The organism is Wolbachia endosymbiont (group A) of Rhinocyllus conicus (genome assembly GCF_947250775.1).
Taxonomy (GTDB): domain Bacteria; phylum Pseudomonadota; class Alphaproteobacteria; order Rickettsiales; family Anaplasmataceae; genus Wolbachia.
Genome location: NZ_OX366349.1, coordinates 1,415,362 through 1,428,177, shown reverse-complemented (window position 1 = coordinate 1,428,177; position 12,816 = coordinate 1,415,362). Strand labels below are relative to the sequence as shown.

The window sequence follows — 12,816 nt, the reverse complement described above, 5'->3', positions numbered from 1 at the left end:
CTGCCAACCGGTTAGTTTCATAGCTACAGCTAATCCGTATAGCTAATCTCTTATTTCCCATGAACTTTCCTTGAAATAATATGTTCATATCATTCATTGAAACTGATGGTTAATTGATTGTTGGCACTATAAATAAATGGCACTCTTGTTTTTGGACATAGAAGTTTTCGAGAAATGCTTTTCTCTAATTTTACGTTTTTTGCAACATTGTTGGCGGGGTAATATCGCCGCAGACCGTCATACCGCCGCGGTATCTCTTAGCATAGATCCCGCTAACAAGCAGCGGGATGACGAAGTTATCGTCATGCCACCGCGAACCGTCATATCGCCGCAGACCGTCATACCGCCGCGGTATCTCTTAGCATAGATCCCGCTAACAAGCAGCGGGATGACGAATTACTATCTACACCGTCATACCGCCGCGGTATCTCTTAGCCGCTAACAAGTAGCGGGATACTTAACCGTCATACCGCGATTCATTCGCGGTATCTCAGCCGCTAACAAGAGATCCCGCTAACAAGCAGCGGGATGACGAATTACTATCTACACCGTCATACCGCCGCGGTATCTCTTAGCCGCTAACAAGCAGCGGGATGACGAAGTTATCGTCATGCCACCGCGAACCGTCATATCGCCGCAGACCGTCATACCGCGATTCATTCGCGGTATCTCAGCCGCTAACAAGAGATCCCGCTAACACGTAGCGGGATGACGGTTGTCGTTTAGCCATAAATATTTAAGAAATTTACCAAACGAAAAAAAAGGCAAAAGAAGCCCTAGTCATTGTCTACTTTCAGTATTGGCGTTTTTTAAGTCTTAAACACTGCAATTTAGCTGCTTTTAAATGCAACTCACCTTAGTTTAAATGTTTAAGAAATTTACTAAGCAGAAAAAAAGGCAAAAGAAACACCGTGTTAGCTAGTTGTCACTCTCTAATCCTGCAAATTGGCGTACTATACTGTCTTAAACGACTTATAAGCGCGTTTCAGCTTATATAGGTAAAAACCCAGAAATGTTGTGAAGACATAAGGTGCACATAGTGCAAAAAATTAAAAATAAGACGCCAACTACGTTGTTTTCTTGCTGTTTAATCTGCACAGATGAAGATAACTGAATACCTTGAGTTTCATGATAAGGGGGCTGGCGGAGTTTGTCAAGCAAGTTTTATGCAAGAGATCTATTGAAATGCCCCTGTAAAATTATACTATTAATTAGTGCACTGTAAATTTAAAATTATAGATATGTTAAGCAGATTGGTAATTTTGCTATTAGTTTTTATACTTCCTTTTTCTTCATACTCATACCAGTTTAGAACCAAAGCAAAGCAAGCAGTAGTCTTAGATTTAGCTTCAGACTCGTTCATTTTTGACCATAATTCCGATGAAAAAATGGCCCCATCTTCAATGAGCAAGTTAATGACTTTATATATAGCCTTCGATTATCTAAAAGCTGGAATAATAAATATGGAGGATAAATTTCGAGTAAGCAGAAAAGCGTGGGAAAGAAAAGGCTCTTCTATGTTTTTGAAAGAAGGTCAATCCGTTACGGTGAGGGAATTACTCGAAGGAATTACAATAGTCTCAGGTAATGATGCCTGCATAACACTAGCCGAGGGTATTGCAGGATCAGAAGAGAATTTTGTGGCTGAAATGAATGAGGTTGCACAAAATTTGAACCTGAATGACAGTCATTTTGTCAACTCAAGCGGGTGGCCAGATGGAGATCATTTTATGAGCGCAAAAGACTTGGTAATGCTGGCAAAAAGGATTTTCACTGATTTTCCTGAATATTACGATTTATTTTCTGAACAATATTTGACATATAACGAAATTGCACAAAAGAATAAAAATCTTCTACTTTTTCACGACATTGGGGTTGACGGTTTAAAAACCGGTTATACAAATGCTGGTGGTTATGGCATTGTAGCATCTGCAAAACGAAATGATAGGAGAATTTTTGCTGTCGTAAATGGTTTAAACACTGAGAAAGAGCGAATAGAAGAAGCAAAAAGACTGATACAATACTCCTTAAAACATTTTAATACTAAGAAAATATTTGCTAAAGACAGTGTAGTTGAGGAAGTAAATGTTCTCTATGGAAAAGATAAAAAAGTGCCTATTACAGTTGCAAACGATGTTACCATAACTTACAACCGCAAATTGCATGACCAAATTAAGGTGCGTATTGAATATAAAGATATGATACCTGCACCCATTAAAAAAGGTCAAGAAGTGGGCAAAGTTTTTGTAGAAATACCAGGTATTGAGCAACAAACTACACCTCTTTATGCAGCAAATGACGTACAGGAATTGAATTTCGTAGAAAAGTTTTTTAGAATGTTATTTTAAGTTTAATATATTGGCTTTCAAAGCAATTTCGAAAGAGAGATCTATTGCACTTTAGTGTAGTTTTAACTAACAATTTCTGTTACAATACAAGATTGAAATGTTACGAAAATGTGCTGGTTATATTTGTTGCTGTCTAGTATCCTAGAGATACTGTGGGCTGTAACGTTAAAGTTTAGTAACAGTTTTACTAAAGTTGTGCCTTCGATTGCAACATTGGTAATTATGATCATTAGCATTTACTTTTTATCTCTTGCAGCATGCTTTCTACCTATTAGAGTATGCTATGCAGTTTCCTCTGGAATATGCACAATTGGAATAACTATAATTGGTGCAACCGCTTTCACAGAGAATATTAATTTATCTCAAGTTTTATGTATCATTTTAATTGTAATAGGAACCATAGGGCTAAAGCTCTCTATTTAAACCTAAAAATTTATGCATGAATTGGGTATATTTACTCTTATCGTCACTAATTGAAGTGTTCTGGGTCATAACACTTAAGCATAGTTGTGGATTTACTCATCTCGTACCATCAATAATTAGCATACTCTCCATGGCTCTTAGTACGTATTTACTTTCGCTCGCTATACGTTCTATACCTATCGGAGTATGCTATGCAATTTGGACTGGAGTAGGTGCTATAGGAGCTTCGATACTTGGAGTTTACCTATTTAATGAACCAGTTAATTTATTCGAAGTAATATGCTTTATTTTAGTTACATTCGGGATTATAGGATTAAAATTGTTTGATACTGCAAAACAAACTGTTGATAAAATGGAATAAGAGATCCCACAATTGGAATTATATTAAGGAAATACTTCCTGCGCATTCCCATTTACGTTTTGCGCTTCTTTCGTTTCGTCCATTTTAGTACTAGGTTTTAATATGCTATATGTAATACCACCAACTGCTAGTGCCGCTGCTGTAATGATAGCTGCTGCTATCATTACGGACATCAATTCAACTGCAACTGTCCCGGTTGCAAAAAGTGCCACTGCTATAGCAGTACTGAGTGCCGCAGTTGCACAGCCGGCAATAATACCGTTTTTAATTGCCTTCTTTTCCAAAAACTGTTTTATATATCCGCTTTTGTCAAGATCCATTGGGGCTTTACCATTTTTATTCTTTAATGAGTAGTCTGCTCCGTTTTCTATTAGAATCTCAATATTTGTGCTGCTGAAGCAATCTGTAGCAAAGTGTAAGGGAGTCCTTCCACATTTATCTACCGCATCAATATTCGCCTTCCCCTTTATCAGGGTTTTCACAATCTCTCCACTCAAGCCACATGAAGCAGCTATGTGTAAAGGAGTCAAACCATCTTTACTTACCGCTTTAACATTTGCTCCTTTTTCTATTAGAGCCTGTACAACTTCTTAATTAGCATTATGTCCTCTAGCAGCCATATGTAGAGGAGTGATCATAGATTCATCTAATGATGCGTTAACATCTGCTCCTTCCTTTACTAGAATTTCTACTATCTCCTTATTATTGCTACTCAAAGCAGCATAATGTAAAGGAGTACATCTATCTTGATTTTTTGCATTAACATCTGCCCCGTTTTCTATTAGAGCTTTTACAATTCCTTCATCGCTATAATGTGAAGCGGCCAAATGTAGAGGAGTATTCCCATACTTATCTACCGCTTTAACATTTGCTCCTTTTTTTATTAGAGCATTAACCACTTCCACATGACCACTACCAGCAGCCTCGTGTAAAGGAGTCAAACCATCTTTATCTACTGTATTAATGTCTATCCCTCTTTCTATTAGAGCTTCTACTATCTTCACATGACCAGTAATAGCAGCTAAAATAAATAATGTTCTATGATGGATTTCCACTTGGTTACGTATGGATGGTAAGCCAAAAAATCCAGGTTCTATGCAACTACTAGTATACTCTATATTTAAGCAGGTGAGACTCGCATCAAAACCAGTTTCGCTCAACTGAGTATATTCATCTGAATCTCGTGACAATTTCTCTCTAATTTTCTCAATTACATTGTCCTTACTTAAATTCCCTTCTTCATTAACTGTACTTAATATTCTTTTCCACTTATCATTGCTCATTGTCATAACTTTACTCCTACTTTAACAATATTTTAATTATCATATATTATGACAAGAAAGTTAACCCTACCTAATTTTGCTTAGTAAGCACACTAACTATGAAACAATCTATATTACCATCAAAAACAGAATTTATATTACCCACTTCATGTCCAGTTCTTAAATCCTTCACCATTTGATATGGATGCATAACGTACGATCTGATCTGATTACCCCAGCCTATATCGCATTTTTTACCATACTCTTCAGCCATCTTTTGTTCTTTTTTTTCCAGTTCAATTTGGTACAAACGTCCTTTAAGTAATTTTAACGCCTCATCCTTATTTCTGTGTTGAGAACGACCATTTTGGCATTGAACTACAACACCAGTTGGAATATGCGTAATGCGTACCGCACTTTCAGTCTTGTTCACATGCTGACCGCCTGCTCCGGAAGCACGGTAGGTGTCGATTTTCAGATCCTTTTCATCCACAGCAATATCAATTGAATCTTCTATCACTGGAGTTACTCCTACACTTGCAAAACTGGTATGACGTTTACCATTTGCATCAAACGGCGATATTCTAACCAGCCTGTGAATTCCACTTTCACTTTTTGCCCACCCATAAGCTTTTTCTCCAACGATTTTTATCATTGCAGACTTTATACCAACCGACTCTCCTTCTAATTTTTCTACAACTTCAACTTTAAAGTTGTGATAAATTTCTGCCCATCTTACATACATGCGCATCAGCATTTCAGCCCAATCATTGCTCTCTGTTCCACCAGCTCCTGAGTGGATTTCTAAAAAGCAGTTATTGTTATCTGCTTCACCAGTAAATAAGGATTCTGTCTCTTTAAGTTTGATTAATTTCTCTAGCTTAGCTAATTCACTTTCAACTTCAGAGAAAAATTCTTCATCATTCTCATCAATAGCAGACTTCATTAAGCTAATGGCATCGTTGTAATCGCTTTCCAACTTTAAAAACAACTCTACGTCATGCTTAATTTTAGAACGTTCTTTTAAAATTTCTTGTGCCTTTTGATTGTCTTGCCACAGATTATCATTCGACGCTTGGGAATCCAGCTCTTCAAGACGCAACTTTAATTTTTCTATGTCAAAGACACCTCCTGATAAGAGAAATACTTTTATTTAAGCCTTGAAAGTATTCGAAAATTTCTGAATAAGTTTTCATTATACTTTAGATTTTAATATATTTACTATTACTAACAATAACAGCAAACAAAATAGAAATTTAACCATATGATAGTTAATTCAAAATAATTTCATTATACTTTAATGTTTAAGGAAATCAAGTGTGTATATTTATTAAAAAATAAGGTAAAGTAATGAATATTAAAATAAGTTCTCATTATGGTTTAGACAAAAAGGCTATTGATGACTTAATAGAGTCACTTGATAACGAGGAGCTAGAAAATGTTTGTAATATTGTAAAAACGATAGATAGCGTTCAGTTAGCTTATTTTTTATCTACTTCAATCAGTGATCACAGGGAGAAATTAGTTAATATCCTCGATCAACATTTGTTAAGTGATGCCCTAGTGCATGTAGTGCCAGATTTACAAAGAGAGATCATAGAAACATTGGGAATAGAAAATACAGCAAAGTTACTAATGCTCCTTGATGTAGAAGATATAGTAACCATAGTGAAAGATTTGGATAGAAAGTCTATAGAAAACATACTTAACTACTTACCCAATGCAACTCAAAAATTAGTAGAGGAGTTGTTATCATACCCAGAAGAAAGTGCAGGAAGGTTGATACATAAAAATATGGTTATAGCTCCATATTATTGGACGATAAATCAGCTAATGGAATTCTTGCGCAACTATAAAAAAATACCAGAAAGATTTCACCAGATATTCATTATCAACTCAAAATTAGAGCCTATAGGCAGTGTTAATTTAAATAAGGTAATATCTCACTCAGGAGACACAATAATAAAAGAGATAATGGATCATGACATAAAAATCATTAAAACTGGAGTAGACCAAGAGGAAGTAGCAAGAATATTTAAAGATTACTCTCTATTATCGGCTCCGGTAGTAAATAAGAATGGTAAAATTATTGGTGTGATCTTAATTGAAGATGTGATAAAAGTTGTTCAACAAGAAACAGAAGAGGATGTACTCAAAATAAGCGGTGTATCTTCTAAAGCCGATATAAATGCCCCTATACATAAAACTATAATTAAAAGGCTACCTTGGTTACTGTTTAACCTCTTAGCTGCAACAATGTGTTCCATAGTAGTTGGCTTTTTCGATGATGTAATAAAAAGTTTTATAGTACTGCCAATAATCATGCCGATAATTGCATCAATGAGCGGAAATGCAGGATCCCAAACAGTAACGCTAACCATCCGGGCAATCGCAACAAAATATCTAACTGAGCAAAATGCAAAAAGAGTACTGATGAAAGAATTTTTAATAGGTCTTATAAACGGGGTAATTTTATCTACCATTTCACTCGTAGTATTAGCAATAAGATTTCACAATTTCAAAGTGGAGATGATTTTTGTGGTCTCCATGATTATGATGTCAATTATTGCAACGTTCATCGGAACTTTCATTCCTATAATGCTTCACCGTTTAAAGTCTGACCCTGCAGTTTCTTCTTCAATCCTAACATCGGCAACAACTGATATTCTCTCAGCTCTTATGTTTCTTGGTTTAGCTACGATCTTTTTATTAAACAGCTGATACTATCTATAGCTATACCGCGATTTATTCCATAGCTGTACGAACATTCATTTTTAAAGGTAAACTGTACAGCGAATGGTGTCATTCCAGTGCTTGACACTGGAATCTAGCCTTTTCATAATCATCAAAATGTTGTATTTTTACATAAAATGGCTACTTTTATGCTTACCAACTTAATAAAATTCCTGGATCCCAGTGGGCTTTGTTGCATAGCACCTTAAGCAGTGATGGTTTACGACAAATTTATGTAATGATTTCAAATTTAGCCATACCAATATCAGTGAATTTGTTGAGCAAATAGCACTTAATTAGTAATTCTTTTTCACGATTTACTTCAGATTTATTCCTAAAGCTAAATCCAAATACTTGCTTCAACCTTGAGAAAAATCCTTCTATGTAAGATCTCTTTCCATAAATTGCTTCCTTTTTCCACTCTTTTACACCATCTTGTCCATATAATTTTATTAACCTAATAGCAGCATTCCTGTCAGACATATAATCTATTTTTGAATGTTCTGCTGCATCCTTTTTTGGTAGAACTTTTGTCTTTATATCGTATTTCTTACACAATTTATAAAGTTTGTGCCTATCGTATGCCCTATCTGCATATAATGCTTTTATTTTGTGCTGAAAATTAACTTCTTCAAGCAAATCGCAAGCTCCATAGTGGTCAGAGTAGACGCCATTACTGTATCTTGCAGCTATAGCTTTTTTACTATTCACACTTAACATAACATGTAACTTTCTTACTTGCTCGTAGCTTCGGTACTTTCTATCTGCACTGTTTTCCTTACTGTGGCCAGGAGTGTTACTGTAAATGCTGATACTTGTGCTATCTATGATAATTTCAATATTTTCCATGTTGCTTTTATCAACCCTGCAATCATTTATCTTAATATTAAGTTTTTTAAACCTTCTTGATGCTTGTGAATAGCTGATAACTGCCAAATTTTTTCCTATTTGTTGCAGATATCCTTTTATAAACCCCACCGTTTGTCTTAACCCAATTCTAAAAAGATTGACAATTATATGCACCAAAATTACGACTTTATCACTGTAAATATAGTTGCCGCCCTGCATTTTTGGACTATTTTCATACCAATTTTCGATAGCTTCATCGATGTAACGAAAAATATTTCCCCTTTTTTCAAGGAATTTGTTATATTCGTTTTGGTTACTGACTTTCATTTTCTGTGGCATATTTTTTCTTCAACAGTTAAATGGTTATTTATAATGAATTTTGTCAGTAGCCACCAGATTTTTTCGGTTGCTATGCAACAAAGCCATCCCAGTGTCTGGGCACTGGGATGACACCCTCCTGATAGACAATGTTCGTACATCTGTAGATTTATTCGCGGTATAGATTCTGCTAACAAGTAGCGGAATGACGGTTTTTCAAATTGTCGTAAGTCAGTTTAGCTATAATATCAAGTTTCACAACTTTACCAACTATTTCTTTCTATTAAATAAGAATAAATTACCTATACAAAAATAGATTGGCAATATTTCAAGTCTACCAAGCAGCATCAAAAACGACAAAAATAATTTTACTTCATTACTGAAAGAAGAATAGTTACCTGAAGGGCCTATTAAATTACTAAATCCCGGGCCAGAATGGCTTTGTTGCATCGCTAGCTATGATGGATTAAAGATAAAAAAGATGGAGAATATCAGTAGCTTATTATTCTGGTATTTATAACAAGAACGGTCAGTGAATACCTAAATTTGAGTAAAAGAAATTTCACTACCACTCACTAATCCGGCTAAAATTCAAGAATTTCAATGCTTTAGCTATTTTCAATAGAATTAAGTTTATTAATATAAATAATAAATTACTATTCTTAAATTTGATCAGATTGATTGCAAAAAAACAAGATTTTCAATAGGTTGCTTATAATCCTAGCTATAGTTAGCCTTTCATAAGTAGCGATGCAACAAAGCCGGCCAGAATTTGTAAGCGTTGCAGAGACTGAGCTGATGCTAGTTATAAAGTCTGCATTGCTTAAGTAAGACATCACTATTGATGAAATGGTAAACGTTAACATGAAAATTGCAAAAAATATAAAGACAGAGTGAACTTCATCATTCTCCAGGGTTTTTCCGTTGAATTTTACCCTATTACCTGCACCTGGGTTTAATAAAAGGCGAAAGTGATTTCCTATAGACTTTAGAAAAATGATCAAACGAAAGATTTTGATGCCACCACTTGAAGAACCACTACATCCACCAACAAAGGTTAGAAAAAAAGCTAAGACTGAAATGAAGCTCCAATCTATATGATTACAGATTGCATAACCAGTTGACGTAATTAAAGAGGTGATGGTAAACGTGCTGTATCTAAATGATAATGACACTCCTAAATCAACATTTTGATACAACCAAAAACAAGCAAATAAAGATGAAACAATAGCTATCTTAACAAAGTAAGAGACCTGTTCATCATAGCAAATGTCTAACCGTCTTATGATTTTTAAATAGCTAAAAAAAGGCAGAGAACCCAAAATCATAAAAATGATCGTTATGACTTCTAACATAGGGTTATTGTAGTGCCCTATAGAATCATTATAGTTAGCAAATCCACCAGTTGATACAGCGGACATTCCGTGACATATTGCGTCAAATAGTGGCATACCAGCCAGATAATAGGAAAATATACATAACAAAATTAGGCCATAATATATTGCTGTAATATGAATTACTACGCTTCGCGTGTTCGGCAACTTCCTTTTTGTAGCATCTGAATATTCAGAATAAAGTAAATTATTTAGGCTGAGAATCTTAAACATAGGAAAAACTGCAATTCCTAAAGTGATTACACCAAAACCCCCCATGCCATGTAGCATTGCTCTCCATAGCAGTATTCCTGGAGATTGTTTTTCAATATCATTAAATATAGTTGCCCCTGTGGTTGTGATGCCAGATATCGTTTCAAATAATGCATCAACATAGCTCAGATTGTCAAAATAGAAAGGAATAGCTGCAAACAAAGACAAGGCAATCCAGGTGCAACTAGTAATTGCAAAAATTGCCGGCATGCCATTTAATTTACCGAGTAAAATAAAAATTACGCCAGATGTGCAGGTAATTATGAATCCAGCGAGAAAATTTTTCCATTCGTAGCTGAGACATTTATTAGTAATAGCAGGAATAAGCATTGCTAAGCTAAATAACAATAGGAATATTCCCACAATAAATACAATTGAACGTAAAGTTTGTAAACGTTGATGATTTTTCATAGAGTTATTTCCTCGCTATACAAAGCCATAAAAGCTACTCTAACGTCAAGCATTTTGTTGGCCTTTATTAACAGTTATTAACAATATACTTGACTTACTTGTAAATATGTGTGATAATTAAACTTTATAGAAAATAGAGGTAAGATATGATTGAATTAACTAATGCACAAGAAGAAATTCTAGGTTCATTAAGACAGGCAGTCTGGAATGGCAATTTTCAAGAATTCCAGAACGTACTCGACAGTAATGGACATAGTGATATACAAGCAGTTTTGAGCCACGAGGAGACTTTGACTGGTGACAAAGGTACCATTTTAGATTTTGTTATTAACTGTTCTAAAGCTAGCGTTAACACTAAAGTAGAGATCATTGAACTAATTTGGAAGGAGGCTGATCAAAAAACTCGTGATTCTTTGTGTGGTTACAAGGTAACAAAATTTTTTGAAGATCAACCATATTTTACGGATACAATAGATAATCTTAAACATTTTCAAAGAAAAATTGACCCTAATAACACAGATATATATCCTGCTCTTAAAACAGTTATTGAAGAAGTGGAAGAGCACAAGAGGGTAATGGGTCTTGATTCCAACGCTCCTATAGTAACTAACACTACTGCACCAACTACTGGCAACAAAACCACAGAAAATAACGATACAAACTTCTGGAGTGAACACAAAGGGAAGATTGCTCTAGGCGTTACTGGACTATGCGTAGCTGGTGCTATTGCAGCCTATGTGCTAGCGTATCCTGCAGTTGCACTGGCTTTAACAGCTTTGGCAGCCGTTATATTAATGGGTGCTGGTATTGCTAAGGTTTTAGAAGATCCAAGTGTAGACAGAACGTTTACAGCAGTACAACGTTAATAATGTCATCCCAGCGCGGCGCGCTGGGATCTGACTACGCTAGACAAAGAATATGTATCCGTTCAGGAAAGCGACAAAATAAGGTAGACAAGGTAGTATAAAAAGATAACCATAAAAGTGAGTTTACAACAAATGGTGTCATGCCAGTGCGTGACACTGGCATGGCTTTGTTGCATCACACTTTATGAGATGGTGATTTATGGTAAATTCATGTAACTATCTCAAATTTAGCCATACCAATATCAGTGAATTTATTAAGCAAATAGCATTTGATTAGCAGTTCTTTTTCTCGATTTATCTCAGATTTATTCCTAAAACTAAATCCGAATATTTGCTTTAATCTTGAGAAAAACCCTTCAATATAAGATCTTTTCCCATAATTTACTTCTTTTTTCCATTCTTTCATGCCATCTTCACCGTATAATTTTATTAACCTAATAGCAGCATTCCTGTCAGACATATAATCTATTTCTGGATGTTCTGCCGCATTGTTTATTGGTGGAATTTTTGTCTTTATATCATATTCGTTACACAACTTATAAAACTTGTGCCTATCACATGCTCTATCTGCATATAGTGCTTTTATGGCATGCTGAAAATCAACTTCTTTTAGCAAATCACAAGCTCCATAGTGATCAGAGTAGACACCGTTACTGTATTTTACAGCTATGGCTTTTTTGTTGTTTATATTCAACATTACGTGCAATTTTCTCGTTTGCTCATAGCCACGATATTTTCTGTCAGTGCTATTTTCCTTGCTGTGACCAGGAGTGTTGTTGTATATACTAATTCCTGTACTGTCCATAGCAATTTCGATATCTTCCATATTATTTTTATCAATTCTGCAATCATTTATCTTAATATTAAGTTTCTTAAACCTTCTTGATGCTTGTGAATAGCTGATAACTGCCAAATCTCTTCCTATTTGTTGCAAATACCCTTTTATAAACCCGACTGTTTGTCTTAAACCAATTCTAAAGAAACTGACGATTATATGCACCAAAATCACAACTTTATCACTATAAATATAGTTGCCGCCCTGCATTTTTGGACAATTCTCGTACCAATTTTCTATGGCGTCATTGATATAACAAAAAATGCTTCCTCTTTCTTGGAGAAATTTGTTATATTCATGGCAGTTACTGACTCTCATTTTTTGTGGCATATTTTTTCTTCAACGGTTAAATGGCTATTTATAATGAATTTTGTCAGTAACTGCCAGTTCTTTTCACTTGAGCGATGCAACAAAGCCCACTGGCATCCAGTTGAGCTATTTCAACAAAAATACTGCATTTGAGGTGAACTTTTTTCTCACCAGGACCATTATCTATTACACTTATTTACGAGTATAATAATTAAAGTCTGGATTCCAGTGGGCTTTGTTGCATCGCTACTTATGAAAGGCTAACTATAGCTAGGATTATAAGCAACCTATTGAAAATCTTGTTTTTTTGCAATCAATCTGATCAAATTTAAGAATAGTAATTTATTATTTATATTAATAAACTTAATTCTATTGAAAATAGCTAAAGCATTGAAATTCTTGAATTTTAGCCGGATTAGTGAGTGGTAGTGAAATTTCTTTTACTCAAATTTAGG

14 protein-coding genes are annotated in these 12,816 nt (G+C 34.9%); 6 read left to right on the top strand and 8 right to left on the bottom strand.

The features are described 5' to 3' along the window. Positions 1-136: 136 nt before the first annotated feature. The 4 genes from OOK92_RS07065 (at position 137) to OOK92_RS07050 (ending at position 3,132) form a co-directional block, all read left to right on the top strand. On the top strand, positions 137-367 hold the full coding sequence (locus OOK92_RS07065) for a hypothetical protein (protein ID WP_264735668.1): 231 nt from the start codon (positions 137-139) through the stop codon (positions 365-367). Between the two features lie 874 nt (positions 368-1,241). Then, on the top strand, positions 1,242-2,348 hold the full coding sequence (locus OOK92_RS07060) for a D-alanyl-D-alanine carboxypeptidase family protein (protein ID WP_264735667.1): 1,107 nt from the start codon (positions 1,242-1,244) through the stop codon (positions 2,346-2,348). 126 nt (positions 2,349-2,474) lie between these two features. After that, positions 2,475-2,771, top strand: a complete 297-nt coding sequence (locus OOK92_RS07055) for a DMT family transporter (protein WP_264735666.1) — start codon at positions 2,475-2,477, stop codon at positions 2,769-2,771. 16 nt (positions 2,772-2,787) lie between these two features. Beyond that, complete coding sequence (locus OOK92_RS07050) at positions 2,788-3,132, top strand: DMT family transporter (protein WP_264735665.1); 345 nt, start codon at positions 2,788-2,790, stop codon at positions 3,130-3,132. A gap of 23 nt (positions 3,133-3,155) precedes the next feature. Here the strand turns inward: OOK92_RS07050 and OOK92_RS07045 are convergent, their stop codons facing one another. From OOK92_RS07045 to prfB, 3 genes are all read right to left on the bottom strand, one after another. Further along, on the bottom strand, positions 3,156-3,704 hold the full coding sequence (locus tag OOK92_RS07045; RefSeq protein ID WP_319803923.1) for an ankyrin repeat domain-containing protein: 549 nt from the start codon (positions 3,702-3,704) through the stop codon (positions 3,156-3,158). A gap of 18 nt (positions 3,705-3,722) precedes the next feature. Beyond that, positions 3,723-4,421 (bottom strand): ankyrin repeat domain-containing protein, encoded by a 699-nt coding sequence (locus OOK92_RS07040; protein ID WP_264735663.1) that lies wholly within the window; start codon positions 4,419-4,421, stop codon positions 3,723-3,725. 64 nt (positions 4,422-4,485) lie between these two features. Beyond that, positions 4,486-5,590 (bottom strand): peptide chain release factor 2 gene (gene prfB, locus OOK92_RS07035; protein ID WP_253308929.1). Its coding sequence is split into 2 segments (ribosomal slippage): positions 4,486-5,514 and positions 5,516-5,590, totalling 1,104 coding nucleotides; the frame shifts between segments, so codons are not numbered across the junction. A gap of 154 nt (positions 5,591-5,744) precedes the next feature. On the opposite strand from prfB, the gene mgtE reads away from it, so the two are divergent. Continuing rightward, the gene (gene mgtE, locus OOK92_RS07030; RefSeq protein WP_253308930.1) at positions 5,745-7,115 is read left to right on the top strand and encodes a magnesium transporter; all 1,371 of its coding nucleotides are present in this window, start codon (positions 5,745-5,747) and stop codon (positions 7,113-7,115) included. Between the two features lie 243 nt (positions 7,116-7,358). Here the strand turns inward: mgtE and OOK92_RS07025 are convergent, their stop codons facing one another. The 4 genes from OOK92_RS07025 to OOK92_RS07010 all read right to left on the bottom strand — a co-directional run bounded on the left by OOK92_RS07025 (position 7,359) and on the right by OOK92_RS07010 (position 10,351). After that, on the bottom strand, positions 7,359-8,315 hold the full coding sequence (locus OOK92_RS07025; protein ID WP_264735368.1) for an IS5 family transposase: 957 nt from the start codon (positions 8,313-8,315) through the stop codon (positions 7,359-7,361). Continuing rightward, positions 8,300-8,455, bottom strand: coding sequence for a hypothetical protein (locus OOK92_RS07020; protein WP_264735662.1), 156 nt, complete (start codon positions 8,453-8,455; stop codon positions 8,300-8,302). Before OOK92_RS07020 ends, OOK92_RS07025 begins: the two co-directional genes overlap by 16 nt. A gap of 109 nt (positions 8,456-8,564) precedes the next feature. Beyond that, positions 8,565-8,744: a hypothetical protein gene (locus OOK92_RS07015; RefSeq protein ID WP_264735661.1), complete on the bottom strand. Its 180-nt coding sequence runs from the start codon at positions 8,742-8,744 to the stop codon at positions 8,565-8,567. Between the two features lie 212 nt (positions 8,745-8,956). Then, positions 8,957-10,351, bottom strand: coding sequence for a TrkH family potassium uptake protein (locus tag OOK92_RS07010; RefSeq protein ID WP_264735660.1), 1,395 nt, complete (start codon positions 10,349-10,351; stop codon positions 8,957-8,959). Between the two features lie 146 nt (positions 10,352-10,497). Between OOK92_RS07010 and OOK92_RS07005 the strand changes: the two genes are divergently transcribed. After that, entirely contained in the window at positions 10,498-11,217 is a 720-nt protein-coding gene (locus tag OOK92_RS07005; RefSeq protein WP_264735659.1) for a hypothetical protein, read from the top strand. Between the two features lie 208 nt (positions 11,218-11,425). Here the strand turns inward: OOK92_RS07005 and OOK92_RS07000 are convergent, their stop codons facing one another. Beyond that, complete coding sequence (locus OOK92_RS07000; RefSeq protein ID WP_253309764.1) at positions 11,426-12,382, bottom strand: IS5 family transposase; 957 nt, start codon at positions 12,380-12,382, stop codon at positions 11,426-11,428. Between the last annotated feature and the right edge of the window lie 434 nt (positions 12,383-12,816).